Origin of the sequence: Streptomyces sp. ADI95-17, assembly GCF_003846175.1 — a bacterium.
Lineage (GTDB): Bacteria > Actinomycetota > Actinomycetes > Streptomycetales > Streptomycetaceae > Streptomyces > Streptomyces sanglieri.
The window spans coordinates 130,205-156,227 of record NZ_ML123057.1 but is presented as its reverse complement, the minus strand read 5'-3'; the positions used below and the strand labels follow the sequence as shown (position 1 = coordinate 156,227).

Below are 26,023 nucleotides of genomic sequence, written 5' to 3'. Positions count from 1 at the left end.
AAGGGCTGTCCCGTAAGTGTTGGGCGCGGGTGGGACGAGACTGAGCAGCTCAGTTGATGCGGGGGCCCATGCACACTGCACCGGGGAATTCGCGGGCGTCCCGCCCAGCGCCTGTCCTATCCTGACCACTGCCGTCCACGCCGGGACGGGCCCGACGGAGGGGCGGCGGAGTGCCGGACGTGTACAAGATCATGCTGGATGCCGAGTTGAGCAAGGCGTTCGATGTGTGGTCCGGCTATCTGAACGCCCGGACTGGCGAGGACCCTCAGGTCCGTGCACGACTGCGCTCCACGTTGGAGTCGGCCCGCGTGGCAGCCGCCGAGGGCGATCCCGCGTCCGCACGCGCCTTGGTGGCGGAGATGTACGACGACGCCCGAGAAGCCGGCCTTCCCTGGGCTCCCGTGCCACCTGGCCCATGCGCGGCGGACCGGCAGGCTCGCGACTACGTCAAGGACGAACTGCGGCAGGTGCTTCCTGTGCACCTGCGCGGGGATCTCGATAGCATCGCGATCTACCTGAGCGTCACAGGCCGCCGCCTCCAGACCGCTCCCGGCCTCGACGCCGCCAGCCACCAGGACATCCTCTACATCTCGGCCCGCGCCGGGATGGCCCTTGATCTCGCCCACCCGACAGCAGCGCGACGAGAACTCGAACGCCTCAAAGCAATTGCGCGACGCTGCGGGGTGGAGCCCTGAGAACCGGGCGGCATCGGCCGCGATCCGGCCCCGGCAAGACCTGCGTCGTACAGCCGCGGCGCCGGATGGCGGCCTGCGGTACGCGTGCGTGCAGAAGGGCGACTGAGCAGATCAGTTGGCGCGCGATGCCGACTTGGGCGCGACCGTGACGAATACGCCTTGTCCGCGATGACCGCGTCGGGCCTGCGGCGCGGTCGCCCGACGCCGGTCCGGGGTACTGGCAGTGCGTCCGGGACCGCGTCGAAGGCGGTGGAGTCGTTGACGTTGCCCGGCGTGGCGAGGACGGCCAGGGGGAGGACGGCCAGGGGGAGGCCCCGGCCGTCGCACGCCAGGTGAACCTTGGTGGTCAGCCCGCCGCAGGACCGGCCGAGCGCCTGGCCAGCCGCCGCGCGTTCCGGGTCCTCCAGTTCGTCCCCCGCCGGTGCCCCCTTTTGCGGGCGCCGGCGGCGTGCTGGTGAGCGCGGTTGATCGTGGAGTGGACCGAAACGGTCCACTCCACCGCTCCTCCGACCGAGTCGTCGCGGACCTGGACCTCCCCGAGCGGACGGGCCCAGGTCCCGTCCACCTCCCAGCGGGCGAACCGCTCATACGCCGTCTGCCGCGGCCCGAAGCGTTCCGGCAGGTCACGCCACGGAGAACCCGGCCGCAACCGCCACAACACCCCGTTGATCACCTGCCGGTGATCCCGCCACGGACGACCTCCACGGACGACCCCCACGGACGACCCCGCCCGTCAACACCCGGCGGCAGCGGAGCTATCCGCTCCCACGCCGCATCCGCCAGCTCCCCACGACCCACAAACAAGATCAATCATCAGACGTCCTAGGCGACCCCGGAAGCGTCGTTGGACCGTCGCACGACGGCCGCCCCGCGCAGTGCGACGGCGCACCAGACAGCCACCAGGAGCAGTGCGGCCGCGGCCAGGCCCGCGACTTCGAGGGGCTCCGGCCGCCAGCCCAGGGACAGCCGGGTGCCGATCATGACGGTGCCGAGGAGGACCTCCGACGGGGAGTAGACGGGCACCTTGGCCGCCACGAACCGCAGGATGGCGCTCAGCCCCAGGCCGATCACGGCCCAGGCGAGCAGATAGGGCCAGAGTGCTCCCGGCGCGGCGGGCGGCAGGCCGTACTCCTCCGGGCCGATGCGGAACAGGGCGCCCAACCACCCCAGCGTCACTCCGGCGGCGGTGACGAGCGCCGCCCACAGAGCATGGTGCCGCAGCGGGCCGGACCGCACTCGCTCGTCCTCGTGCTCGTCCTGGGTGTCGACGGAGTTCGTTGTCTCAGGAAGATCCATCACACCCGATGAGACGCTCACCGGCCGCCGAACGTTGCGTCGCGGACGGTGTCGCGAGCATGCCGAAAACACCGAGGCCCGCCCCGAGGGCCGTAGCTCGTCGGCGACGAGCCCGACATGATCCGAACGAGAGGCCCCAGCCGCGTTCGGCGGCCACCGACCGGCAGGTCACGCGGCCCGGTCACCCACCGGCCCTTCGACCGCCGCGCCTGGGTGCCACAGTCCGGGCAGTGGAGTGCCCACTCGTCAGCGGTGACCAGGTGCACCACCGGTCCGTCGGGGTCGTTCGCCATCTGGTGCAGGGTGTCGGCGACGTCCTCGTGGCCTCGGAGGGGAACCGCGCGGCGAAGGCGATGACTTCCAGCGCACCAGGACCTGGAAGGAGCCACCCGACCCTGATCGCGATGCCAAGCTCGACCGGATCGAGCAGGTGCTGGACCGCTTCCCGGACCGGGGCTTCGCCTTCGACGAGTTCGGGCCCCTGGGGATCCGGCCCATCGCGGGCTCCTGCTGGGCGAAGCAGGGCAAGCCCAACCGGCTGCCGGCGACCTACCGCCGCATCCACGGCGTCACCTATTTCCACGGCTGCTACTCCGTGGGCGACGACCGCCTGTGGGGCGTCAACCGCCGCCGCAAGGGCACCGCCAACACCCTGGCCGCGCTCAAGTCGATCCGCGCCGCCCGACCCGACGGCGCCCCGATCCACATCATCCTGGACAACCTCTCCTCCCACACTGGCGCGGACATCCGCCGCTGGGCGAAGAAGAAAAAGGTCGAGCTGTGCTTCACCCCGACCTACGCTTCCTGGGCCAACCCGATCGAGGCCCACTTCGGCCCGCTGCGGCAGTTCACCCTGGCCAACTCCCACCACCGCAGCCACCCCGCGTAGACCCAGGCACTGCACCGCTACCTGCGCTGGCGCACCACCAACGCCCGCCACCCCGACGTACTCGCCGCCCAACGCAAGGAACGTGCCCGCATCCGCAGCGAAAAGGGCATCCGCTGGGGCGGACGCCCCCTCAGCACCGCAGCCTGACCAACTGCGAACCGCAGCCCCCGAGCGCCGAAGGGGCAAGTTCAGGAGAAGGACAGCGACAGAAGGATGACTCAGGAGGCGGACGCCTCGATCTCCCCCGCAAAGACGATGACCTGGTCGATGAGGCTCCGCCGCAGATGGACGACGTCCGTTCCCGCCAGGCGGGGGCCTCCATCCGGCGTGGTGAAGACCCACTTGTACCGGGCCCACTCGCCAGGCATGTCCACCGCTGAGCAGCGCACCATCGTGCCGGTCCCCGCTGGGTGGCGCCGGATGTCCAGCACGAACCGCTCGACCGCCGCGATTCCTTCGCTGCGGCCCAACGGCCCCCAGAAGACCACGTCTGAGGTCAGTGCCTGGGAGAGCAGGTCAGTCACATAGCTGTCGTCCGAGGCGTTGAACGCGGAGATGAACGTGTCGATCGCGGAGCGTGCGGTCTCTTCCTGCATGCCCCAGTAATACCAGCCTTTTCGCGTGCGTTCGTCACGCGAGCCGCCTTCCGGTCACGGTGAACCATTCCGGTCACACCTCTAGCAAGTGACGGCGGGATTCTGTCCGGAGTCCCGCGCCACTGCGTGAGGAGCCTCGTCATGACGTACGCCAGCAGCGCCCGGCAGCCCGATCCCCGAGCCACGCCCGACCTGGTCAAGGGGCGCCGTGCAGCTCCTGGCGGCTCGGAATCCAGTGCCGTGAACGATGCCGCGAACGATTCCAACGTCGTGCCCATCACCGCTGCTCACACTGCCCGCCAGGTGGCCTGTCGCACCGAACCTTGAGCGAAGCGAATCTCACCGAACCTTGACGGAGGGCAGTTCGTCTCGTCGAACATCAGGTACACAGGTCAGGGCGCTGCCGCAGCGGTCGAGAGCCTGTTGGAGCGACAGACCGCAGTACACCTCCCGGGAGGAATCCGTGAGCAACAACGCAACAGGCGACGCCGCTACCTCCCTCGCCGTCCGGCTCTTGGACACGGACACCTGGCCCGCGTTCGCCCGACTGGTCGAGGCGAGCAACGGTGTGTGGGGTGGCTGTTGGTGCATGGGCTTTCATGTCAGGGTCGGCAAGGGGCGTACCCCCCAGCAGAACCGGGCCGAGAAGGACCAGCGAGTCCGCGAGGGCCGGACCCATTCCGAGCTCGTCTTCGCAGGTGACGAATGCCTGGGCTGGTGCCAGTTCGGCTCGCCAGCCGAGCTGCCGGAGATCAAGAGCAAGCGGAAGTACGAAAAGGACCTCACGGTGCTGCCGGACTGGCGCATCACCTGCTTCTTCACAGGGAAGAGTCTGCGCAGGCGCGGCATCGCGCACGCCGCTATCGGCGGGGCGCTGGCCGAGATCGCCCGTCAGGGCGGTGGCACGGTCAAGGGCTATCCCGAGGAGACCGACGACCGTTCGGTGTCGGGCTCGCTCCTGCACACCGGCCCGATGGCCGTCTTCGAGAACCACGGTTTCACGCGGGCCCGGCCGATCTCGCCCCACCGCTGGGTCGTCACCCTCACCATCCCTCCGGCCTGAGGCTGTACTTGCTCCACGGCCTGTCGATCCAACAGGCTCTCATCCGCTGCGGCAACGCCCTGACCTGTGTACCTGATGTTCGACGAGACGGTGTGCCGGGCCACGATAGTTGGCACCGCCTGGCCAAGATTCTTGGCATCTGTAGCGAATTGCCGCGTTTGTTGGCACTGGCGCCATGGTTCAGCGCGGCAGCGAGGCCGGCGAACATGGGTTGCAACGGCGACAGTCTCGTCGCTTGGTTCCTTGCCGCTTTGACGTGACCTTCGGTGATTTCTACAGACTATCCAGTCGCCTGGTCACTGTGTCGAGTGTCGGCCAAGGAGGCCCCTCGCGCAGCAAGCGCAGGAATTCCTCTCCGAATCGCCTCCCGTTCGGAAACTGGTCGCCAAGCTCCCAACGCCACGCGGCGACCATCGCGATAACGAGCTGCCGACACTCGTCCAGCAGCCCTTGGTCAACGCTCGGGTAGTGCTCACAGACCGCCTCGGGAACATGGGCGAGATCGAACTCGACGGGACCACGGCAGCACGTCTCAAGGTCGATGAACAACGGTCCGCTCTTCGTGCTGAGCACATTGCCTGGATGAGGCTCGCCGTGGAGCAGCTGCTCCACGGCGCCGCGGTCGTCGATCGCTCGTCGCAGGCTTGCCAGCCTGCCGCTGAGGAACACGCGGTCCGCGTCGGTGAGCTCCGGCGAGCGATCCGGGTCGGCGACAACTTCTTCCGCCTCCGTGATCCGGTCCGTGAACCTCGGGCTCGGCACATCGACCTTGCGCATGTCGGCGTGCAGCTGCTCCAGCGCCTTGGCGTAGTCGACTGGTGAGGTGTGAGGTGTCACGGGCTCGTAGTAGGTCCACAGCGTCACTGCGAAGCCATCGCGCGTGTACACACGCGGGTCCGCCCGAGGTTCCAAGGGACACACCGGGCATCCGACCTCGGCGAGCCGCTGAGCGAGATCGACTTCGAACTGTGCAACCTCTTGGCCCACAGAGGCGACCCGGGCAAAGACGTCGCATGGCGTCAGCCGCAGTGCCAGCTTGTTCGAGTTGTGGAGAACGGTTGCATCGTTGGCTGGCAGGTCGAGCGATGCGGCGACCGAAGTCGCAGCCGCGATCGCACGCGTGACGTCGGTCATATCCACCCTCTAATCCTGGCATAGATGAGCGAGGGCGATGCCAACCAGCATGGCAGGTGCCAACTATCGTGGCCCGGCACAGACGAACTGCGCTCCGTCAAGGTTCGGTGAGATTCGCTCAAGGTTCGGTGCGACAGGACACAAGCCCAGCGCGACTGGCTCGCCGCCTACCGGCAGCTCGCCGAACCTCGCCCCCGCCCTGCGCCGCCGCCTCCTGGACCTGTCCGCCCGGGCCCAGTGGCATCCGTTCTGGTCCACCCCGCCCGGTACACCCGCCGCCCGGGTCGAGCTGCGCCGGCTCGCTCACCGCTAGAGCAGCGCGGGACGCGTGCGGCATGACCCGGCCCGATGCCCTGTCCTCCCGGCAGGAGGCGATCCTGGCGACGATCGGGGACTGGATCGCCGAGACCGTTGAGAGCCCGTCCGTCCGGCAGATCGGCGAGCGGGTCGGCCTGTCCAGCACCAGCTCCGTCGCCTACCAGCTCGGCCGCCTCGAAGCCCGCGGACTGATCAGCCCTACTCTAGGCCGCCTGCCAGAGCTGACGATGACCGCCGGCCGAAATGCCCCCGCCTCCCACGGCCGGCCAGTCCCTTCGTGCGCATGGGCGGGGTTGCGCGCGGTCCTATGGGACGGCCTGTTGGTCGGGCAGAGACAGTGCCTCTTCCAGCAGCAGACGGAGCCGAGCCGACGGCTGAGTCCCCGAGGCAGGGGGGGCCGCCATCAATGACTACCGAAGGGACGCTGGTGATACCCAGTGCCGCGGCGCGGCGCTCAACTCACCGGACGCGCAGCATGCAGGTTGAGCTCCAGCCCTTCGAGTCTGCCTTCCGTCTGGATTTGGGCGATCCGCTCCGGCGCTTTCACTCCCCACCACGTCGACATCGCCTCGGCCGGCGTCGGGCCGAGGATTCGCCCTGCACCCGGATCAAGTTCATAACTTCGCCATACGATCTGCACTCGGCCTGCTGCGGTGACCTGGCTCGCGGTCGCTTCGATGCGCCTCTTCCCTATGTAGAACCACGGACAGAGCACATCCCCGAAAACCTCGACCCTCACCGACTTCCTCCCTCTCGTCGGCGGTCGCTGAGTGAGTCTCTTGCCCGGAGGCGACGCAATCCGGAGCTGCGACCGGAACTAGTCACGCGTCCGCGGTCCCACTTCACGCACGACCGTGTAGGTGGGTACTCCGGCCATGCGGGGTTCGACCTTGCCGACGAGCCCTTCCAGTGCTTTCTCAATGGCCGCCATCCGGCCCTCGGTGTCGGAGCTCGCGACGAAATCGCGGTAGTCAGCCTCGCTCGCCCAGTGCACGATGTTGTAGACGCGGGTGCCGTCCGTGCTCACATGGAATCGGGCCGAGCAATAGCCAGGGTAGAAGCTCACCCACTGATCCTGGATCTCGGCGAAGACCTTCACCAGCTCGGCCTGAGTCTCACGGCCGTCGACGGTGTAGTCGATGATCGAGTAGAAACCGCGGTCAGTATTCATGCTGTTCTCCTTGCTGCCGGCGCATCGGCCGGGACGAGTAGCCCCCTGGGCGGAAGTCTGGAACCTCAACATGGCTTGAGGTCAAGCGATCCATGTCCAAACCGCTCCGGACGCTCGGATTGCTTGGTCGCGTAGCCTGACTGCCCGCCACCGAGCACACCCGAGTGTCGGCAAACGACGGCACCCTCAAGTGATCAACGCACCACCCACGGATGATCATGTAATCGTGGAGGCGCAGGTGCGTGACTACGGGTTTTCGCCGGCTCAGCAGGATGAGATCTGGAGACGCTGGCGCGAGGGGCGGTCGTTCAGCTTGATCGGACGGGCACTCGGGGCACCGATGCGGCACGCCTGTCGCTTCCTGTACCAGGGCGGCGGCGTCCGTCTCTCCCCTCGGACACGATCGGAGCGGGATCTGAGCGGCAGCGAGCGCGAGGAGATGTCCCGCGGGATGGTCGCCGGAGAATCGGCCCGGCAGCTGGCCAAGCGGCTGGGCAGATCGCCTTCGACCGTCTCCCGCGAGATCGCCCGCAACGGCGGCCGGGATCGCTACCGAGCCGCGTCGGCCGATGCAGCCGCCTGCGAGCGCGGGCGCCGCCCCAGCAGGCCAAACTCGCCCAACGGCCCGCTCTGCGCGACCTGGTGGAGGCCAGGCTGGCTCTGCGTCCGAGGTCTTCGCCCTGGATGGCCCAGCCTTCCCATATGACCTACGTAAGATCCGAGTTATCCACTGATGATGCGTCATGCACCTTATGGATAGCCCTTGTTGTTACGTTCGCTTCGTTCTGTTTGTGGCAAACTCCGGAGAAGGACACAACCATGCGTACGAAGAAGATGCGGGCAGCCGGACTTACGGTCGCGGGGCTGTGCGTGACAGGTCTGGCCGTGGCCGGCGGGATGGCGATCGCGGCCACCTCAAGCTCCCAGGCCCCATACGCCCAGGCCGGAGCACTGGTCAAGGCCGACGGCTCGGTTGTCCACTCCAAGGGCGTCTCGGAAGTCACCAAGTCGGGCCACGTCTACTGCGTGAAGATCAGCAACACCGACGTCGACCTGTCCCGCGCCATCGTCACGGCCACCCCCCGCGACGGCATCGGCTACACCCTCCGCGCCATCGCCGGCGGCTGCGCGAACGGCAAGGGCGTCCAGGTGGCCACCTACAACGCCAGCGCCAGTGGCGCGGCAACCGCGTTCTACGTCGCCGTGCTCTGACCCGACCCGGCCCCACGGAGGGCCCGTCCACACGGACGAGCCCTCCACACCGCACACCCGTAACCGCGAACAGCCCCACCCCGCCGCTCCAGCCCCGGCACGAAGAAGAACGGCGGCCCCACACACCCGCCCCGACACCGCATCACCGCCACGACGAAGCAACCGCCCGGACCACCGCCCCACCATGCCCGCCTACCAGCGCATCCCGAGCTGATCGAGGTCGGCCCGCCGCTGCTCGGGGAGCTTCGCGACGCGTTTGCGAACGCTGTCGAGCCACGTGCCGAGCTTGACCAACACGGGCCCGTCAGTACCGTTCCGACGGCCCGACAGCGCATCAGCCGACTCCAGGCGCCCAGCGTGCTTGCGAGCCACTCGCAGGTGTCCTCCACACGCGTGGAACGGCCCTGCTGCTGCCAGATTGGCCGCCCACTTCGTATCCCGCGTCTGCTTCACCGGCCGCTCCTCCTCCCCGGCGCCCCGATCCCCAGGATGTTCTCCAGGAACCACTGCTGCGCAGGCACCAGCTGCTCCCACCCGAACCGCCGCACACTCACACAGCGTCCGGGGTCTTCGCCCTGGACGACGACGTCACCCGCAGCCGTGGATAGCGTGCCGCCGACCCGGACGTGGTTCTGGAGGATGCGGAAGCAGCCTGCCGCCCGGCGTGTCAGGCAGGGCACCGATGCGACACCGACCATCGACGTCGCATCCAGTCGCGCGGCAAGGCAACACCGCGCACGACACATGACAGGCGCCTGAGGGCGTCCGCTGGAAGGATCCGATGGTCCGGACTGTTGGTGTTGAAGAGGAACTGCTGCTCGTCGACACAGAGAGCGGCGAGCCCCGGGCGCTTTCGACGGCCGTGCTGGCCGTCGCGGAACGCTGCTCGGAGGGGGACTCGGCCTTCGAGCCGGAGCTTCATCATCAGCAACTGGAATTCGCCACCGAACCGCGCAGTGACATGCGCGAACTCGCCGGCGAAATCCGCCGCCGGCGAACCGAGGCCGCAGAGAGTGCCGCCCGGACCGGGGCAGCTGTGGTGGCCCTCGGGACGGCTCCCCTGCCGGTCAGCCCATCGATCGGTGAGGGGGAGCGGTACAGCTGGCTGGCTGAAAAGTTTGGCCAGACCGTACAGGAACAGCTGACGTGTGGATGCCACGTGCACGTTTCCGTGGCCTCGGACGAGGAGGGCGTCGGTGTGCTGGACCGCGTACGAACCTGGTTGCCGGTCCTGCTGGCCCTGAGCGCCAATTCGCCGTTCTGGCAAGGCCGCGACACCACGTACAGCAGTTACCGGAGCACGGTCTGGGGGCGCTGGCCATCCGCCGGACCGGCCGAGATCTTCGGCTCCGCGGAGCGCTACCACGAAGAGGTCCAGGCACTCATCGACACGGGAGTCCTGCGCGACGAAGGAATGATCTATTTCGACGCGCGGCTTTCGCACCGGTACCCGACGGTCGAGATCAGAGTGGCGGACGTGTGCCTGGACCCGGCCGACACCGTGCTGCTCGCCACACTCGTCCGCGGCCTCGTCGAGACCGCGGCACGCGAGTGGCGTGCCGGCGATCCGCCGGACCCGGTGGGAGTCGGTGTCCTGCGCATGGCTGCCTGGCAGGCCGGCCGGTCGGGACTGGAGGGGCAACTGCTCCACCCCCGCACCATGCGCCCCGAGCCCGCGGCCGACGTCGTCGGGGCCCTGCTCGCGCATGTTCGTAGTGCGCTGGAGGACAGTCACGACTTCGCCTCGGCCGAGAAGGCGCTCATGGACGTCCTGGAGCGGGGAAACGGGGCGCAGACCCAACGGGAACTGCTCGCTCGCACCGGAAGTCTTCGTGACGCAGTGGCCGAGTGCGTGTCCAGGACACGTGGCTGAGCGTCGACTTGCCGCTCCGGAGCCGGCGCTCCGGCCCTGACGCGCTGTTTCTCCCTGGGAGCGTGCGCGCCTCGACGAGTGGGGGAGGGGCCGACGGTGTGGTCCTGTGACTGCGTCGGAGAGGTGAGCGTGCACGCTGTCGGCGGCCACCTGCCCGTCGCTGGTCCCGGTCGCGTAGGTCAGGACGGTGTCAGCGGTGACGCGTGCCTTCGCGTTCAAGTCCTTCAGGAAATCGCTCTCTGTGCCGAGCAGGGTGTCGCGCCACATGTCCTGGCACGCCGCCCAGTGGTGGGTGATAGGAGACCAGCAGCATCCGGTTCCGTGGTTGGGGGTCGCCAGGGTGATGATCCGGCGGATCTCGGCGCCGTCCTCCTGGGCCTTCCTCGCCACCAGCCCCCCGACGAGGGGTACCGGCGGATGACCGGCGCCCAGCTCAACCGAGGCTCGCCACCGGCTCGCCCGGTAGATTCTTTCTCGGGCATCGAGGCGAACTGTGCCAGCACTACCGCGAGGGTATGGAGGACCAACTCGGCGCCCGCCCTCAATTCCGTAGTGCTCTTCAACAGCCTCTACGTCGACGCCGCCGTCAAGCAGGTCGCCGCTGACGGTTTCCCCGTCACCGACGAACTCCTCGCCCGCCTGTCTCCACCCTTCACCCGACCTGCCGCGCCGGGACTGCGACAGCTACGCGACGACAGCTACGCGACCCGCACACGGACGAAGACGATGACGACTGCAGGCAGGAATGGGCGTCGAGAGTCGGCAAGGCGCTGATCACTCTGTGGGCCAGCGCCTTCCTTCTTGCCGTGCTACTCGCAACGACTGTCGGCCCCCGATGTCCGGCCGCTTTCAGACGGCGCTGATCGGCGCCGGGTTCTCGGGGAGCCGCCAGTTGCCGTCGCGGTCCTTCTTCGAAAAGCGCGCGGCGAGATCGGGAACGTGCAGGAAGCAGGCCAGCGCGGTGGCGGCCTGGAAGGCGTCGATCGCACGCTGGGTCATCGGCATGCCCATGCGCAGGAGACTCGGATTCACTTCCCCCTGGATCCCGTCGACGAAGGGCCGCAGCACGCTGTCGTAGTTCGCCAGTGCGGTCGGCAGGTCGCCCGGGTGCCGGTTGATCTCGCCGGCCAGGACGTAGGCGCCCACCAGACCGCCGGAGATGCCCATGCCGCTGTAGGGGGAGGCACAGTGGGCGGCGTCGCCGACGAGGACCACGCGGCCCTTGGACCAGGTGTCGGTTCGGACCTGGACGATCTCCTGGGAGTAGAAGAAGGGGCTCGTCCGCATGCCGTCGATGAAGCGCTTCGTCTGCCAGCCCGCGTCGCGGAACCTGCTCGCCCAGAACTCCCGCTGGCGCTCGACGGGTTTCCGGTGGATCGCCGAGGCCTCCTCGGACTCCTCCCGCATCACGAAGTACACCTGAGCCTCGGTCGGGTTGTGGCTGCGGCGCATGACCTGACGGCCGCCCGGGATCATGTAGGTGTCCCGGATGTTGCTGTCGGACGCTGTGCGCGGAATGAACCAGTAGGCCATGTGGATGCCGACCCGCCAGTACGGGTCGAAGTCCGCGGGGAGGATCGTCCGACGGGTGCGCGATCCCTGCCCGTCCGCGCCGACCAGGAGGTCGAACTCGCCGGAGGAGCCGTCGGAGAAGTGCGCGATGACCTTCTGTCCGTCCTGTTCGAAGCCGTCCACGCTCACGCCGAAGACGTACTCGGTGTCGTCCTTGGTGGCGTCGTGCAGGATGCTCACCAGGTCACCGCGCATGATCTCGTACTCGGACGTGAGGCTCTGCCGGCCGCGGCCGGAGGTGTTGGCCATGATCGTCGCCTTGGCCCTGCCGCGCGCGTCGACGAAGGCGACACCCGCCTCGTCCACCAGCTTGCCGCGGACGGCGTCCAGAAGCCCCATCCGCTCGACGGCCTCGATGCCCTGCCCGCGGAGGTCGACCTGTGCCCCGGAGGCCCTCAGCGCCGGAAAGCGTTCGGCGACGGTCACGCTGTGGCCGCCCCGCGTGAGCCAGAAAGCCAGCGCCTGGCCTGCTATCCCGCCGCCGGCAACAAGAACCCGCAGGGGGCGCGCTCCCGATCCGTAGGCCATGCCCACCACCCCAAAAATCTATCAATGAATGATTCCTCTCCAGCGTCTCTATCAGTGATAGATTTGTCAACGTGACCAAGGTGAACCGGGAGATCGTCGTCTCCGAAGCGCTCGACCTGCTCGATGAGGTCGGGCTGGACACGGTCAGTACGCGGCGGCTGGCGAAGCGGCTGGGTGTCGAGCAGCCCTCGCTCTATTGGTACTTCCGCACCAAGAAGGACCTCCTCGCCGCCATGGCGGAGTCGGCGATGGCACCGCATGCGGCCGCCCCGCTGCCCATGCCCGACGACGACTGGCGCGACTGGTTCCTGGACAACACGCGAAGCTTCCGGCGCACCCTGCTGATGCGCCGGGACGGCGCACGCCTCCACGCGGGCAGCACCCCTGCCGGCGACCTCGACCGGATCCGCCGCAAGATGGATTTCCTGATCACCTCCGGAGTACCTGAGCGGGAAGCGCAGATGGCGATGCTGACCGCCAGTCGTTTCACGGTCGGCAGTGTCCTGGAGGAGCAGGCGGAAGCTGACTCCGGCGACGGCTCAGATTCACCGGCGGGCATGCCCGTGATCGACCATGAGTCGGCATTCGAGGCCGGCCTGACCCTCATCTTGGACGGCCTGGTGCACCGCACCGCGATTGGTGATTGATGACAGGGTTTGACGACAGATAGGGGCCATACCTCCGTACGGAAGGGGCCCACGAGCGGCGAATCTGGTCTACAAACGGGTCTTGACCCAGCAACCGACCAGCAGTCGACCAGAACCTCGTTCTGGCCGAGACGGGATCGAGGATCCCGCCGTCTTCGAGGAGGCCCCGGGCACCTCCAGCCGCCTCCACCGCTCCAGCGGCCGAAGTTCCGCGCGCTCCTCGACTGCGCCCGGCCCGGTGGCACCGTGCACAGCTCCGAGATGTTCCGCCTCGCACGCGGCACCGGCCACACCCTCGACGTGCTCGGCGTCCTCCACACCGACTGCCTCGCCCTGCGCATCCACGACGGTGCGTTCTCGGCGATGGGCGTCACCACCCGCCACCCTCGCACCGGGAAGTTCATGGTGCAGACCCTCGCCGCCGGTGACCTCCAGCGCGAGCCGACCTACGACAGACTGCGCGCCGCCGACTGTGACTGAGCGTTTCGGTTGGCCCGGGCCGTTTTCTCGTTACTGCACAGCGCGGCCGATGAGTTTGTGGCTCCCGGCCGGTCCAAGCTCGTGACACCCCAGGAAAGGACATCGCCATGTCGGAGCTTCTCGTCGACTTCATCACCTCCCTCGACGGCCACGCCTCGGGAGAGGGATGGCCCGGGTTCTGGGGCCTTGAGGGCCCGGAGTACCTCGCATGGCTCGGCGAGCAGCCCAAGGCCACCTACCTGATGGGAGCGAACACCTACCGCCTGATGTCGGGCTTCGCCGCAGGCGGGGTCCCGGATGGCCAAGACGAGTTCAGGCCCGAGGAGGAGGCGTCCGTCGACGAGCTCACGCAGGCTTCCAAGGTGGTGTTCTCCTCCTCTCTCAAGGAGCCACTGGCATGGGCCAACTCCACGCTCGTCTGCGACGACGCTGTCGAGGCGGTCCGCGCCATGAAGTCGAGTGGCTCGGGGCTCCTCAGCACGATCGGCAGCCTCAGCCTGTGCCGGTCCCTGCTGCGAGCCGGACTCGTCGACCGCTTCCGGGTCGTGATGTTCCCGGTGATCACCGGGGCCACGGGCGAAGAACGCATCTACGACGGCTATCCGGACGTTGCCCTTGAGATGATCGAGCACCGGACCTTCGACGGCCGTATCCAGCTGGTCGAGTACAAGCCCCGCGTGCTTGAGCACCCGCCGCTCGGCGTCCCTGCGTGACGACGACCCGTCCGCCGGTCCGGACGGCCGCCAGGCCGACGCCGGCGGGCGGCCAACGTCAGGGCGCCCGGCCCACCCGGCTCCGAGCCGTCGCAGGTCAGCCACGTACGCCCGCCCGGGCCCGGCTTTTGAACGGCATGCGGCAGAACACCGCTGATGGGGAATCGCGCCAGGGCGTGCCGGCGGTCGAGGCCGCGAGCAGTGCCCTGCGGGAGGTGGAGGCTGCTCAGGGCCGGGCGCGGCTCCAGGCTGGGCCGCTCATGTCGCTGATCGCCGCTGCGGCGGCCACGGACCCGGAGATCGCCGCGCAGTGGCCCGCCGGCCCCGACCCGTGCTACACCGTCCAGCACGCCGCAGCGAAGGCACTGACCTCCAAGCCCGACGCCTGCCCCGACGTCCATACCGCCCGCGCCGCCGACCTGCTGTAGGGGCTGCTCAGCCCAGAGCTGTACCTGATCTTTGTCCGCGACCGGGGCTGGTCCCCCGAGGCCTGGCAAGAGTGTGCCTGCGCGGCCCTCACCGCCCACCTCTGCACGGATCACGAGTAGGCCACCGATCCGCCGGCGACAGCCGCCGACGAGAGACCACGCGTCATCTACTGCTGAAGATTCGACGCTGTGAAGCTCTGAAGGTCACAGCCAGGGCACACAGCTCGGCGCCGGTCCTGCCCCGGCTCACCCACTGGATGGCCGCGCGTCGCCTTGACGTGGAGATCCTCAGCGACCGGGGAGCCGCCCTGTGACCGGCCCCGACACCGACACGGACGCCGTCCAGCTCGGCGGCGTGGCCGAACTACCGGTCAGCTGGTGACCGGGACGGCATGAGCGTCGGTACCGGCGCCGGCCGGCCGGCCCCGCCGAGGGCGCGACCGCCAGGGCGCTCCACGGCCCAGTGGTCCTTCGCGGGTCGCCCGCCATGGCCGCTCGCGACGCGCGGACGGCAAGGAACGTGCCGGGCTGGAGACCCTGGCCAAGGACTGTTCCGACACCGCCGTGAAGTACGAGGCCGCCCCGTAGATGCACCGCCGCGGCCCCGGTGGTGCCGGTTTGGTGTGGCACGGGGCGGTGGGGTCATCTTCCGGGCCAGGTGGTGGCGGCCTGGATGGGGGCGCAGAGCGCGTCGTGGGGTGGTGGGGCCTACGGTGGCGAGGATGTTGTGTGCGCACGCGGCGTCCAGCTCGCTCTGACCAATGCCATTCGGGCAAATGCTCCCACTCCCTATAGAAGTCTGGTCCGACACGCCCGCCCCCCTGTTGGCCGTGCCCCGGGGCCCGCGCGGCTGAGCGCGGACCGCATCAAATGGCCACCTTGACGCCCACGCGTGCACGCCACTTGGGTAGCTCCAGCAAACCTCCGCGGATGGAACACGAGTACAAGCCCACACCCGTCCGGGCCATTCGGTCCGAGGCCGCCGCCCCCTGCGAGCAGAAGCCGGCCCCGGTCGGGCCGGCCCGCGGCCAGCCCGACCACGGGACCCCACACGCCCTCTGCTGCCGCCCGCCCGTACGATGACCGGCGTGACCGTCCGCCGATCCCTTGGCGCAGGCCCCCAGGCCCCCGCGCCCAGCATCCGCGCCGCCCAGGCCGACCTGCTCGACACTCTCCCCGGAGAGCGCCTTTCCGACCTCGACGACCTGCGAGCCCGAGGCGTACTCGGCGCGCGCCCGGCTGAACCCCCGTCCCCGCGGCGGACCCTCGGAACCGGCGGCCACGCCGACGAGGAACTGCCCCACCACCCCGCCTGACATTCCTCAGCGATGGGGTGGTGAATTGGTACGGCGCGACCATCAGAACAGGGAGTCCTGGTCGGGTTCCTGGCGCTGTAGCGGTGGGAGGTCCTTGCCCTCCCACTTTGCTTTCAGGTGCTTGCGCCAGCCCTGTGGCGGGGGCCAGGGAACACCCCACTCCGCAAGCTGCTTCCTCGTCCAGCCGCCGTCGGGGGTCTGCGCGGCGGTCACTTCATCAGGAGAAGGCACGTAAGTCGGCATGAGCCTGATGATGCCCAACGTCGAGGCGGACAGGCTTCCGCAACCCTCTGCCGCCGGGCGGGGTGTCAAGGCGATTTCGGTCAGCAGCTGGTGGCTACTGCCGCGGCTCGTCGTTGGGTCTGGCATGAGCGATGACACGGGGACGGATGTGGTCAACGATGGCGAGCCTCCGCCACTTCGACCATCCGGACACCGGCCTCGCGAGCTTTGCAGAGTGCGCTCGCGTTGTGCGCCACGGCGCTCTTCGCGAGGACTACGGACCATGACCACGCCCGGACCGGAACGCGGGCACCGCTCCGGTACACGAGGTGATCGAGGCCTGGCCGGGCTGTAATGACGCACCACCGTGGCTGATTGTCTCTGCGCCAGTTGGGCGCTTGTTGCGGCCTTGAGATGGGCGGCTTTCTGATGCGGTGCGCGCGTGCAAGGATCGCGATCTTGAGTGGGATCCACGGTGGATGGAGCGCTGATGACAGAGTGGCGGCTCATGCAGGGTGACACCCTGATCGGGGAGCTCACCGAGCGCGGATGCGATCAGCCGTTCTTCTTGATGTATTTCTCCCCTGGCCCAGGCTGGGAGAAAGTCAGGGCCCTGTTCGAGGGGTTGGCGGCTCTCAGGGGTCCAGATCCCGACGGAAGCCAATTTGTTCGCGTTGCCAAGCCACTTCAGGATCTGGAGTTGATCCTCGTGCCCGTGCATGCGGACCATCGATCAACCTTCAGCGGCAAACGGTCAAGGTCCGGTGTCACAGGAAAGGCCGGGCTGCGGCCCGACCACCGCCCCGACCATCGCAGGTCCCTGCGGGACCTGCCGCCATCGGCGCGCACCGGGCCTCGGTGGGCAGTTGGGAGACGAGACGCACCCGTATGTTCCCAGGAGTGGTGGACGGGGCGCACATCGCGAAGCCGGCCGGTCCTTCGATGCCTCAATTCTGGTTTCCGGCCCCGAACAAGCCCCGTGAGCTGGTATTTGGCGCAAACTCAGCACCTCCGTTCTGGAACGGAATCGCTGAAACAGAACCTGGACAATCGCGCAATCATTTCAGGATCGACTCGGCCCTAACGTCGTCGTTGTCAGCAGGAAGCACCGCAAACGACACCGTTGGAGATCATGATGCGCTCGCGTCTCGCCGCCCGTTCGACCCGTCTCGTCCTGGCCGCCGCCGCTGTGACAGCCCTCGCCGCCACCACCACCGCCTGTGGCACCGCGGACGCCACGGAGACCGGCGCCTCCGCGGTGCCCTCCGCCGCTTCCTCCTCCGCCGAGGGCGGCAAGAGCGAGGCCCCCTCCGACGGCAGCGCCAAGGTCGGCAACAGCCTGTCCGCCAACAGCTCCACCAGCGGCGGCACCCGTGACAAGAGCGAGTCCAGCAACGGCGACAAGAGCGGCTACGGGCAGTCCTGCGGCACCAACGACCTGGACTTCACGGTTACCTGGGAAGCCCAGCCGATCAGCTACTACCTCGTCACCGCCAAGGCCAAGTCCGGCATCACCTGCTACCTGGACGTCAACACCCCGAGCGTCTCCTTCGGCTCCCGCGCCGACGGCGTCGCCTCGCCCGTCGGGCAGGGCGGTGAAGACCCCATCAAGCTCTCCGGTTCCTCCGTCGCGTACGCCGGTATCAACGTCAAGACCACCGAGGGCGAAGGCGGCACGCAGTTCGAGTTCGTTACCATCGCCACCAGCGAGGACGACCCCAACCCCGCCGAGGTCGAGCTCCCCGACGCGCCCACCGTGGACAAGCCGATCGTCACCAACTGGTCCACCAAGCGCAACGAGGTCATCCCGCGCATCATCTGATGGTCCGGCCCATGACCGCGCAGCGGGAACGCACACGCGGAAAGCCGTGTCACACCAGTTGAATCACGTGCTTGCCCCGCACCCCACCCGCCTCCAAGATGCGGTGGGCGGCGGCGATTTCCGACAGCGGATGAACCGTGTCACGACGGGACGTGGATCGCCTCGTTCCACGTACGCGGCCACTCCGGCGAACAGGTTGTGCTTCGGATGCGAGGCTCTTCGCGGCTCGCGAGACCGGCGACATGTGCACCGAAGGCCTTGCCGAGCTGGACGGCGACACCGCCGGACGCCTCACGCACGAGCAGGCGTTCCCCCGCCCGCAGACCGGCTGTCGCAGGGCGGTGAGCGAAGTGGTGCCGTCAGCGGGCAGTGAGACAGCCTCAGCCAGGGTGACGCTCCCGGGGGCGTACGCGATCCGGCGCGGCCGGACCGAGACGTACTCGGCCACGCTGCAGCGCAGGTGAGACGCGGGGCGGCCGCGCAGAGCGAAGCGGAACTCGGGGCGCGCGAGCACCCCGGGCCGCAGGGGGATTCAGCCCCGTCCGGCGGCTCTGGCCCTTGGCTTCAACGGGAACCGATGGCCGGTCTTGCTCTGCGGCTGTGTCCGGGATCTCCCGGCAGCGGGGTACCTCGGTGTAACGGATGCGGTCGACGATCAGCTCTCTCCTCGGGAAGAATCGGCCGCCATGCGGAAGAACAGAGCTACGGTGCTCACCCTGATGGGCATCCTGCTGATCTCAAATGTCGTCCTGCTGACGCTCCTGGTCGCTACAAACATGTCGTCCAAGGGTGATGTTGCGATAGGCAAGGCCGCGCCCCGAGATGCGAGGATCAACTTTCCTGCGCTCAAGGGTGGGGCAATCCTGGCCGCGAATCAGTGGCCGGATGCGTGCTCGTTCGTGGACCAGGGGGAGATCAAGGCGATCTTCCCTGGCGCCAAGGACATCGAACAGGAGAGCCGCCCGATCAACGCCTTGTCGATCAAGGACTTCGCTGCGGACTCCTCGTGGAAAGAGAGTGACAGGTCCGAGTCTGGTCAGTGCCTCTACAGCATGCGCCTTCCGGGCGAGACCTACGCCGCTACCCAGTTCTGGTTCCGCATCGAGGCCGTGGCCGACCCCAAGCTGATTGTCAGCTACGACGATCGTGTCGGGTCAGGAACCAATACCAACCAGGGTGCCAAGGGTGCGAATCACTGTGTCATCGCGGGGGTCAAGGAGGGCAGTTGGACTTGCCGCAAAGGCCCGCTGCTGTTCGCCGTAGGCGGGCAGACGAGCGTGACTTTCAAGGGTGCGTCAGCCTCAGCACCTTTCGTCTGGCGGGACGATGTGCTCCCTGAGTTCGTCCAGACCATCGCCGCGAAGATCAGATAGGCGTGCTCGGTTCCAGCCCAGCGACGCCGCCGTCCCCGCCGCGGACCCTCGGTTCCGGTGGCCGCTCCGATTCCGATGTGCCTGTTTCTGACCTTCCGTCCTGGCCAGCGCCGGAGGCCTGACAGCAGAATCCTCGGCCGTCCACCAACGCATCCCGAGGGCATCAAGGTCCGCACGGCATTGCTTGGGGAGCTTCCCAGCGCGTTTGCGGACGTTTGTCGAGCCACGCGCCGAGCATGACCACCACAGGCCCGACAGCGCCGTCCTGAGGGCCTGTCGGGACCGCCTCCCCGTCCAACTCTGTTCAATGTGCTTCCCGGGCACTCGCAGGTGTCCCTCACGGCGTGGAACTGCCGGGCTGCTGCCAGCTTGGCCGCCCACTTCGTATCCTGCGTCTGCTTCACCGGCCGCTGCTCCTCCCCGGCTGCCCGGAGCCCGAGGGCGTTCTCCAGGATCCACCGCTGTACGGGCAGGAGCTGTTCCCACCCGAACCGCTGCGCTTTTACCCACCGGCCGAGGTCTTCGCCCTGGACGACGACGTCACCCGCGGCCTCCAGGAGTGTGCCGCAGGCTTGGACGTGGTTCTGGACGAGGCGGTAGCCCGGTGTCCCATACCGGGCACCAGTCCGGATCGATCGCGTCCGGCTCGTCCCGCCGGGCCTCGATCATCGCTCCGGCCGCTGAAGGGACGGGGCGGCCGGCCGCGCGGAGCTCCTCGTTCTGCCACGCCCTACGGGCTGCCGCGCGGGCGTTTTTCGCCCGCACCTCGATGGGATGCCCTCCCAAGGGCCGCACGAACTGGGCGAGCACGGCCGGGTCGCGTTCCTCACGGAACAGCAGGACCCCGGCCGCAGCCCTGCTCAGCACCACCGCCCAGTCTCCGTCCTCCAGGACGTCCTCGCTGTCGTGGTCCTGGTCCTGGTGGTCGGTGTGTCGTGCCGGGCAGTGGCGGCGGGACCGCCGACTGCGGAAGAGGGTGGCGTCGGAACCGGGCGCCGAGGGTCTGTGGCCCGCGCCGGTCCCCGAACGGACCGACGGCAGGCTGGCTGTGCCCCCTACCGGCGCGGGTACCGTCGTACGGCCTGCCTGGCCGCCCGCACAACCATTCGGGGGTGGCTCCGGTCCAACTCCGCATGCAGAAACGACTTGTCTCCACCCTGGCCCTGGCTGCGGTAGCCGCCTGCGGGGCCCCCGCAGCCGTCCCCGATTCCACCGTCATACCGAGCATGACGCAGACCGCCGCAGCCACGAAGCGGCCCGCGGCCGACCCCGACACCGCCGGGGCTCATGCCGACTTCGACGGCGACGGGAAGGAGGATCTGGTCATCACCGACACCTCGGCCACGGTCAACGGCAAGTACGCCGCCGGCTACGCGGCCGTGGTGCACGGCTCAGCTGCCGGACCCGACACCCGGCGCCACCAGGTGATCACCCAGGACAGCCTCGGCCTCGGCAAGGCGGGCGCCGGCGGCCGCCTCGGCAGCGGTGCCACCTCGGCCGACCTCGACGGCGACGGCCGCAGCGACCTCATCACGCAGGCCGGCGGCAATACGGTCTTCGTGGTCTGGGGCGGAAAGAAGAAGCTCTCCGGAGCAGCCAAGCTCAGCGGCGCCACGCCGGTCGTCGGCGACTTCGACGGCGACGGCCACGCCGACCTCGTGACGAGCCGGAGCGCGGACTCCAAGGCGACGGTCCGGTTCGGCCCGTTCACCCGGACGGGCAAGCCGGTCCGCACGAAGACGCTCGACCTCACCCCCGACAAGCCGTCGTACTACACCGCCCGGCCCACCGGCGTCGGCGACGTGAACGGCGACGGCAAGGACGATCTGGTGGTCACCTGGTCGCACGTGTTCGCGGACGAGATCCCGACCCCCCGCGCCACCCTCGTGTACCGCGGAGCGGCCAACGGCGTACTGAAGAAGGGGCCGCGCCTCAAGGACGCGCGAGGCAAGGACATGTACGGCTCGACCACCCTCACGTCCGACGTGAACAAGGACGGCTTCGCCGATGTGATCGTCAGCCTCACCTGCGAGATCATCGGCGACGAAGCCACGCCCGAGGGCGGCAGCCGGCTGATGGTCGCGTACGGCGGAAAGAGCGGGTGGAGCACCGGCCTGAAGCCCACGACGATCAACGAGAAGACACCGGGGCTGCCAGGCGAACTGGTCTCCTCCTACTGCAACTTCGGATACGCGCCGACGACGGGTGACGTGAACGGCGACGGTTACGCCGACGTCGCGTTCAGCGCCCCGCTCAAGGGCGACAAATCCGTGACCCTGGTGCTGCGCGGCGGACCGAAGGGCCTGACGGGCACGAACGCGAAGAGTATTTCCGGCCTCCCGGTGTGGCCCCGGCTGGCGATCCAGGATCTGAATGGCGACGGCGCGGCCGAACTGGCGGTCAGCACGTCGCACACGAGCGGGGCCGACGACAAGGTCAGGATTCTGCGAGGCGGCCCTTCCGGCATCAGCACATCCAGGCCGATGCTCATCGGGCCCGCGGATCTGGGACTGAAGCCAGCGCCGGGGGACAGCTTTGGCTCCGGCTTCGGCCACTGAAACTGCTGACCGCCGCCGCCCGGCACGGGCTACGGGGCTACCAGACCGTCGATATCCCGAAGCACGGCGGCAACGCCCGCCAGGCGCACCCGCTGACCAGCACGTAGACGATTGCCGCGAACAGCGTCTCATCAGGCGTGTCCTGCGTCCCGCCACCCCGCGGACGCACTCTCGACGGCGGGATCAGCGGCTCGGCGATCTCTCACGGCCCGTCCGGAACGGTCCAACTCCATGTACCCCGCCCCATGACCTGACCAGCGACCCGACCCCACATAGGACACGGCCTGAGAAGCCGTTGTCTTTCCGAGAGTGAAGGGTACGTTTCCGCTGGTCAGGTGTAGGCGCGGTGTTTCGGCGGCAGGGACGAGGTGTTGTGTCGTCTCTTCGGTGGAGGTGCCGGGATGCGGCACCTGATGCGGGTGGCGGTCTTCGTGCGCGAGGGCGCCGTCACCTCCACGCCGCTGCTGCGGCGCCTGCCTCCGGCTCGCCACCTACAGCCCGCTGCGCGGCGACGCCCCGCCCGCCCCGGGCGGCTACGGCCAAGCTGCCTGACCGCTACGCCATGAGAACCCCGACGAACAGCCCCGCACCCAGCCCGGCGGTCCTGGCCTGTACTGCGTGGACCGTGCGTACATCGGTGTGTCCGGTGACGCGGGCGCGTGTGAAGCTGTGCGCAGTTGATTCCTCCCCGTACAGCACGGACCTCGACACCAGCGGTACGCCGGTGCGAGTGGGACAGCAGTGGCCGTAAGGGATTCCGGGGCTTCTACGGATCGCTGCGCGAAGCAGCCGCCCCGGACAGGAGCAGTGTCACGAGCCGGGCGAGCCGGGGGGTGAACTCGGAAGCCACATGGGCGAAGAGCCGGTCCTCGGCATACAGCCGGGCCAGGGCTTCCGGCGGGTTCGAGGTCTGCCACTGCTGTGCCGCCATCGCGGTGGTCCCGGCGATCACGTCGACCGCCTGCCCGCGGGTCAGCCAGGGCAAGGCGACGGTCAGGGCGTGGGAGATGCGGTCGACGGCGTCGAGGGTGGTGAGTTTGAAGGCGCGGACCTGTTCCTGGGTCACCCCGCGTTCCAGGCTGAGCTGGGAGTGGGCAAGCAGGTCGCAGAACAGGGGGCGTTCGGCGAGCGAAGCGGCGAGTGCGGCCGCGACCGCCGGAGGGCCCGCCGGGGCTTTCAGGGTCTCCTCGACGGCGCTGGCCCAGTCCTGCCAGCCGTCTGCTGTGAGCAGGAGGAAGACTGCTTCGCGGGAGGCGAAGTAGCGCAGCACGGCCGATTTGTGGACGCCGGCGTCCGCAAGGAATCGGACCTGGGCGCGCACGCCGAGCTGGACAACGTCAGGACGCTCCTGCTGGACGTCGACGACGAGGACGCCGACCTGGGCTTCGGTGATCTCGCGCTGTCCCAGTTCGGCCGCCTGGACGCGCTGATCAACAACGCTGGCTATTTCCAGGGCGGCCCACTGGAAGCGACCACGATGGACCAGGCCCACCGGCAGTTCCAGACCAACGTCTTCGGGCTGATCGCACTGAACAAGACGGTCATCCCGATCTTCCGCAAGCAGCGCTCAGGCGTCATCGTCAACGTCAGCTCCATCAGCGCCGACGCGGGATTCCCGTACACCTCGGTGTACCAGGCGTCGAAGGCCGCCGTCGCCTCGCTCAGCGAGGGCTTGCACGCGGAACTGGCCGAGTTCGGCGTCCAGGTCAAGGCGCTGCACCCCGGCAGCCACGAGACCAAGATCTTCAGCAAGGTCGACCGCGCCGAGAACGTCCCACAGGAGTACACCGCCTCCTGGAACGCCTTCGCCTCGCTGAACCTGGTCCGCTCCGACCCGGCCCTCACCGCCGAGGTGATGTTCCGCATGGTCACCGACGGCGACACCAAGAAGGTCCACTACTACAGCGGCCCCGACGGCGAGGCCATCCCGCGCGTGAAACAGCTCCTCGGCCAGGACTGGTACCTGGAAGAGCTGACCGCCCGCAACCGAGGCAAGGCCACCGCCCTGTGGAACGCCCTGATGCCCACCCCCGCCAAGGCGACGAATCAGGGTCCGCCCGGCCGGCAGGATAGGGAGACAGCACGTGGCAGTCCCAACGGTGTACGCCTACGTGGCTGCGCCCATCTCGCGGTCGCCCCGGACGGACAGCACGTGGTGGTCGCGAGCCACTACGGCGGTGAGTACGCCGTGCTCCCGGTCCACGAGGACGGGCGACTCGGCCCTGCGAGTCACACGGTGCGGAACACCGGCAGCGGCCCGCACGCACGCCAGGAGTCGAACCATCCCCACGCCGTCGTCTTCGATCCGCGGGGCCGGTTCCTCGCGACCGCCGACCTGGGCGTCGACAAGGTCCAGGTCCTCTGGCTCGCCGACGGCCGCCTCGAACATGTCAGCGAGGCGCCGGTGCCCGGCATTGGGGTACGCGGTGCAAATCTTCACCCACGTCCTCTGCGCCTGTCTCCGCCTGCCCTGCACCGCCGAAACCGACCTGCCGGCCGGTGACGCGGACGCCCGGCCCGCATACCCGGCCCTGCGCGAAGTCCGGCACACCCGCGACTGCCTCACCACCCGCGCTGATGCGCTGTTCTAGCTGACGGACGCGCGTCGGGGTGGCATTGCCGCGCGGGCCGCTTCCTGGGCACCACAGGGCCTCGGCGTCGATCGACGCCGAGGCCTTTCAGCCCTCTTCGTCCTCGACGGCGCCGGGATCCCGGAAACACGGGGGCTGCGACCTCACGGCTGCGCTTGCTTCGGCAAGGTGAGGATTTCGGCTCCGTCGTCGGTGATAGCGATCGTGTGCTCGCTGTGTGCTGTCCGACAGCCCGTCGCACTTCGGAGCGTCCACCCGTCGGCGTCAGTGACGAGCTGAGCGGTGTCCGCCATGACCCATGGCTCCAGTGCCAGCAGCAGCCCAGGGCGCAGTTTGTATCCACGGCCAGGCCGTCCGGTGTTCGCAACGTGCGGGTCCTGGTGCATCGTTGATCCGATGCCATGACCTCCGAACTCGGTGTTGATCGGGTACCCCGCCTCACTGAGGACCGTGCCGATGGCATGGGAGATGTCGCCGACACGAGCCCCGGGGCCGGCGGCGGCGATCCCTGCGGCCAGCGCGCGTTCGGTCGCGCTGATCATCGCGACGCTCTCCGGGGGCTTTGTGTTGCCCACGATGAAGCTGATGGCAGCGTCCGCGGCGACTCCGCCTTTGGAGACGGCGAGGTCGAGGGTCAGCAGATCGCCGTCGGCGAGCGCGTAGTCGTATGGCCGCCCGTGGAGCACGGCGTCGTTGACGGCCGTGCAGATGTAGTGGCCGAACGGGCCGCGTCCGAAGGACGGCGCGTAGTCGACGTAACAGGACGACGCTCCCGCCTCGACGATCATTTTCTCGGCCCACCGGTCGATGTCCAGAAGGTTCGTGCCGATCGTGCTACGGCTCTTCAGCCTCTGCAGGATGTCACCGACCAGGGCGCCGGTGGTTTTTGCCCGGGCCAGCAGAGTGGGGTTGAGGATCTCGATCATGCGGCGCCCTTCTCATGCAACCAATAACTATACCGTCATTACTATACCGGTACTTGAATTGAGGTCATGGTCAGGGCGTCGGATACTCCCGCAGAGGTCGAACGCGGACAGCGTTGGTGCCCTCCTGCGTCGGGCCAGGGAAAAGCGCTCGATGCTCGAAACCGCGCTCGGTGCACGTGTCCCACCGGAGACCCTCCGGAAGATCGAGTCAGGCCGCGTGCCCACCCCTGCCCTCCCGACCATCGCGGCGATCGCCGATGTCCTCGGCCTCTCTGATACGGGCTGGAGGCGGCGAAGAGAGAAGGTTGGGGGTGCGTCTTCGGGTCGTCGCTGGCTGATACGCGCGGAGCCAGGCTCCGGAGGCGGCGCCGCAGTCAACATCTGGGAAACCGGCCGACCCGCCTCCAACATCACCGCGAGGTAGACATGGCTCACCTCCTGGGAACAAGGGCAGGTAGAATCAAGTCGCCTAAAAGATCGTGTAGTTCGTCAAGAGAGACCGGCGTCGAAAAGGTGATTCCGAGGCGAGCGCGCCCCAGTAAGGGGGCCGGGGCGGGTGTCTCGGTGCCTTCGCCGACCCCTCTCTGAGGCCCTGTTCTC

General features: G+C 68.4%; 25 protein-coding genes and 6 pseudogenes. 18 read left to right on the top strand and 13 right to left on the bottom strand.

Going from position 1 to position 26,023, the window contains the following annotated elements:
- Nucleotides 1–179: 179 nt before the first annotated feature.
- Complete coding sequence (locus EES42_RS43880; RefSeq protein ID WP_241196989.1) at nucleotides 180–695, top strand: hypothetical protein; 516 nt, start codon at nucleotides 180–182, stop codon at nucleotides 693–695.
- A gap of 140 nt (nucleotides 696–835) precedes the next feature.
- On the opposite strand, the pseudogene EES42_RS43875 reads toward EES42_RS43880, so the two are convergent.
- Nucleotides 836–1,493, bottom strand: a pseudogene (locus EES42_RS43875) (IS5 family transposase); the annotation flags it as partial.
- A gap of 24 nt (nucleotides 1,494–1,517) precedes the next feature.
- A complete protein-coding gene (locus tag EES42_RS43870; RefSeq protein WP_124723756.1) occupies nucleotides 1,518–1,991 on the bottom strand; it encodes a hypothetical protein in 474 nt (157 codons plus the stop codon).
- 358 nt (nucleotides 1,992–2,349) lie between these two features.
- On the opposite strand from EES42_RS43870, the pseudogene EES42_RS43860 reads away from it, so the two are divergent.
- A pseudogene (locus EES42_RS43860) lies at nucleotides 2,350–3,027 on the top strand (IS630 family transposase); the annotation flags it as partial.
- 71 nt (nucleotides 3,028–3,098) lie between these two features.
- On the opposite strand, the gene EES42_RS43855 reads toward EES42_RS43860, so the two are convergent.
- Nucleotides 3,099–3,476, bottom strand: a complete 378-nt coding sequence (locus EES42_RS43855) for a nuclear transport factor 2 family protein (RefSeq protein ID WP_124723755.1) — start codon at nucleotides 3,474–3,476, stop codon at nucleotides 3,099–3,101.
- A 141-nt stretch (nucleotides 3,477–3,617) separates the two neighbouring features.
- Between EES42_RS43855 and EES42_RS43850 the strand changes: the two genes are divergently transcribed.
- Nucleotides 3,618–3,803: a hypothetical protein gene (locus EES42_RS43850; protein WP_124723754.1), complete on the top strand. Its 186-nt coding sequence runs from the start codon at nucleotides 3,618–3,620 to the stop codon at nucleotides 3,801–3,803.
- Between the two features lie 136 nt (nucleotides 3,804–3,939).
- Nucleotides 3,940–4,539, top strand: a complete 600-nt coding sequence (locus EES42_RS43845) for a GNAT family N-acetyltransferase (protein ID WP_206433981.1) — start codon at nucleotides 3,940–3,942, stop codon at nucleotides 4,537–4,539.
- A gap of 273 nt (nucleotides 4,540–4,812) precedes the next feature.
- Here the strand turns inward: EES42_RS43845 and EES42_RS43840 are convergent, their stop codons facing one another.
- Nucleotides 4,813–5,673 (bottom strand): phosphotransferase, encoded by an 861-nt coding sequence (locus tag EES42_RS43840; RefSeq protein ID WP_124723773.1) that lies wholly within the window; start codon nucleotides 5,671–5,673, stop codon nucleotides 4,813–4,815.
- A gap of 335 nt (nucleotides 5,674–6,008) precedes the next feature.
- Between EES42_RS43840 and EES42_RS47800 the strand changes: the two are divergent.
- Nucleotides 6,009–6,185, top strand: a pseudogene (locus EES42_RS47800) (hypothetical protein); the annotation flags it as partial.
- Between the two features lie 260 nt (nucleotides 6,186–6,445).
- Here the strand turns inward: EES42_RS47800 and EES42_RS43830 are convergent.
- Nucleotides 6,446–6,730 (bottom strand): DsbA family protein, encoded by a 285-nt coding sequence (locus tag EES42_RS43830; RefSeq protein ID WP_164495601.1) that lies wholly within the window; start codon nucleotides 6,728–6,730, stop codon nucleotides 6,446–6,448.
- 78 nt (nucleotides 6,731–6,808) lie between these two features.
- Nucleotides 6,809–7,162 carry an antibiotic biosynthesis monooxygenase family protein gene (locus EES42_RS43825; RefSeq protein WP_124723751.1) on the bottom strand — a complete coding sequence of 118 codons (354 nt, stop codon included), beginning with the start codon at nucleotides 7,160–7,162 and terminating at the stop codon, nucleotides 6,809–6,811.
- A 340-nt stretch (nucleotides 7,163–7,502) separates the two neighbouring features.
- Here EES42_RS43825 and EES42_RS47130 point away from each other — a divergent pair, with 340 nt between their 5' ends.
- Together EES42_RS47130 and EES42_RS45500 are read left to right on the top strand one after the other, a co-directional pair.
- Nucleotides 7,503–7,868, top strand: coding sequence for a helix-turn-helix domain-containing protein (locus EES42_RS47130; protein WP_323138625.1), 366 nt, complete (start codon nucleotides 7,503–7,505; stop codon nucleotides 7,866–7,868).
- A gap of 113 nt (nucleotides 7,869–7,981) precedes the next feature.
- Entirely contained in the window at nucleotides 7,982–8,374 is a 393-nt protein-coding gene (locus EES42_RS45500; RefSeq protein ID WP_164495577.1) for a hypothetical protein, read from the top strand.
- Nucleotides 8,375–8,566: 192 nt separating this feature from the next.
- On the opposite strand, the gene EES42_RS47125 is transcribed toward EES42_RS45500, so the two are convergent.
- The gene (locus tag EES42_RS47125; protein ID WP_241196988.1) at nucleotides 8,567–8,827 is read right to left on the bottom strand and encodes a helicase associated domain-containing protein; all 261 of its coding nucleotides are present in this window, start codon (nucleotides 8,825–8,827) and stop codon (nucleotides 8,567–8,569) included.
- A gap of 328 nt (nucleotides 8,828–9,155) precedes the next feature.
- On the opposite strand from EES42_RS47125, the gene EES42_RS43810 reads away from it, so the two are divergent.
- Nucleotides 9,156–10,247 carry a glutamate--cysteine ligase 2 gene (locus EES42_RS43810; RefSeq protein ID WP_124723750.1) on the top strand — a complete coding sequence of 364 codons (1,092 nt, stop codon included), beginning with the start codon at nucleotides 9,156–9,158 and terminating at the stop codon, nucleotides 10,245–10,247.
- An 849-nt stretch (nucleotides 10,248–11,096) separates the two neighbouring features.
- On the opposite strand, the gene EES42_RS43805 is transcribed toward EES42_RS43810, so the two are convergent.
- Complete coding sequence (locus EES42_RS43805) at nucleotides 11,097–12,347, bottom strand: FAD-dependent monooxygenase (RefSeq protein WP_124723749.1); 1,251 nt, start codon at nucleotides 12,345–12,347, stop codon at nucleotides 11,097–11,099.
- Nucleotides 12,348–12,418: 71 nt separating this feature from the next.
- On the opposite strand from EES42_RS43805, the gene EES42_RS43800 reads away from it, so the two are divergent.
- The 5 genes from EES42_RS43800 (at nucleotide 12,419) to EES42_RS43780 (ending at nucleotide 15,931) form a co-directional block, all read left to right on the top strand.
- Nucleotides 12,419–12,994: a TetR/AcrR family transcriptional regulator C-terminal domain-containing protein gene (locus EES42_RS43800; protein ID WP_124723748.1), complete on the top strand. Its 576-nt coding sequence runs from the start codon at nucleotides 12,419–12,421 to the stop codon at nucleotides 12,992–12,994.
- Nucleotides 12,995–13,240: 246 nt separating this feature from the next.
- Nucleotides 13,241–13,474, top strand: coding sequence for a hypothetical protein (locus tag EES42_RS43795; protein ID WP_241196987.1), 234 nt, complete (start codon nucleotides 13,241–13,243; stop codon nucleotides 13,472–13,474).
- A gap of 107 nt (nucleotides 13,475–13,581) precedes the next feature.
- Nucleotides 13,582–14,187: a dihydrofolate reductase family protein gene (locus EES42_RS43790; RefSeq protein ID WP_124723747.1), complete on the top strand. Its 606-nt coding sequence runs from the start codon at nucleotides 13,582–13,584 to the stop codon at nucleotides 14,185–14,187.
- A gap of 137 nt (nucleotides 14,188–14,324) precedes the next feature.
- Entirely contained in the window at nucleotides 14,325–14,615 is a 291-nt protein-coding gene (locus EES42_RS45880) for a hypothetical protein (protein WP_206433980.1), read from the top strand.
- A 1,088-nt stretch (nucleotides 14,616–15,703) separates the two neighbouring features.
- Nucleotides 15,704–15,931, top strand: coding sequence for a hypothetical protein (locus EES42_RS43780; RefSeq protein ID WP_124723746.1), 228 nt, complete (start codon nucleotides 15,704–15,706; stop codon nucleotides 15,929–15,931).
- Between the two features lie 42 nt (nucleotides 15,932–15,973).
- On the opposite strand, the gene EES42_RS43775 is transcribed toward EES42_RS43780, so the two are convergent.
- Nucleotides 15,974–16,174 (bottom strand): hypothetical protein, encoded by a 201-nt coding sequence (locus EES42_RS43775; protein ID WP_124723745.1) that lies wholly within the window; start codon nucleotides 16,172–16,174, stop codon nucleotides 15,974–15,976.
- A 1,114-nt stretch (nucleotides 16,175–17,288) separates the two neighbouring features.
- Between EES42_RS43775 and EES42_RS43765 the strand changes: the two genes are divergently transcribed.
- Nucleotides 17,289–17,975, top strand: a complete 687-nt coding sequence (locus tag EES42_RS43765) for a DUF4232 domain-containing protein (protein WP_164495604.1) — start codon at nucleotides 17,289–17,291, stop codon at nucleotides 17,973–17,975.
- A gap of 49 nt (nucleotides 17,976–18,024) precedes the next feature.
- Here EES42_RS43765 and EES42_RS47120 read toward each other — a convergent pair.
- Nucleotides 18,025–18,426 (bottom strand): annotated as a pseudogene (locus EES42_RS47120) (zinc-binding dehydrogenase); the annotation flags it as partial.
- Between the two features lie 235 nt (nucleotides 18,427–18,661).
- Between EES42_RS47120 and EES42_RS43755 the strand changes: the two are divergent.
- The gene (locus EES42_RS43755) at nucleotides 18,662–19,348 is read left to right on the top strand and encodes a hypothetical protein (RefSeq protein ID WP_124723743.1); all 687 of its coding nucleotides are present in this window, start codon (nucleotides 18,662–18,664) and stop codon (nucleotides 19,346–19,348) included.
- 1,133 nt (nucleotides 19,349–20,481) lie between these two features.
- Nucleotides 20,482–21,906, top strand: a complete 1,425-nt coding sequence (locus tag EES42_RS43750; RefSeq protein WP_124723742.1) for an FG-GAP repeat domain-containing protein — start codon at nucleotides 20,482–20,484, stop codon at nucleotides 21,904–21,906.
- A gap of 49 nt (nucleotides 21,907–21,955) precedes the next feature.
- Here the strand turns inward: EES42_RS43750 and EES42_RS43745 are convergent.
- Together EES42_RS43745 and EES42_RS45490 are read right to left on the bottom strand one after the other, a co-directional pair.
- Nucleotides 21,956–22,105: pseudogene (locus tag EES42_RS43745) on the bottom strand (transposase); the annotation flags it as partial.
- 567 nt (nucleotides 22,106–22,672) lie between these two features.
- Nucleotides 22,673–23,176 (bottom strand): TetR/AcrR family transcriptional regulator, encoded by a 504-nt coding sequence (locus EES42_RS45490; RefSeq protein WP_164495599.1) that lies wholly within the window; start codon nucleotides 23,174–23,176, stop codon nucleotides 22,673–22,675.
- 9 nt (nucleotides 23,177–23,185) lie between these two features.
- On the opposite strand from EES42_RS45490, the gene EES42_RS43740 reads away from it, so the two are divergent.
- Nucleotides 23,186–24,409 (top strand): SDR family NAD(P)-dependent oxidoreductase, encoded by a 1,224-nt coding sequence (locus EES42_RS43740; protein WP_206433978.1) that lies wholly within the window; start codon nucleotides 23,186–23,188, stop codon nucleotides 24,407–24,409.
- A gap of 231 nt (nucleotides 24,410–24,640) precedes the next feature.
- Here the strand turns inward: EES42_RS43740 and map are convergent, their stop codons facing one another.
- On the bottom strand, nucleotides 24,641–25,423 hold the full coding sequence (map, locus tag EES42_RS43735) for a type I methionyl aminopeptidase (RefSeq protein WP_124723740.1): 783 nt from the start codon (nucleotides 25,421–25,423) through the stop codon (nucleotides 24,641–24,643).
- A gap of 66 nt (nucleotides 25,424–25,489) precedes the next feature.
- Here map and EES42_RS43730 point away from each other — a divergent pair.
- Nucleotides 25,490–25,847: pseudogene (locus EES42_RS43730) on the top strand (helix-turn-helix transcriptional regulator).
- Nucleotides 25,848–26,023: the final 176 nt, after the last annotated feature.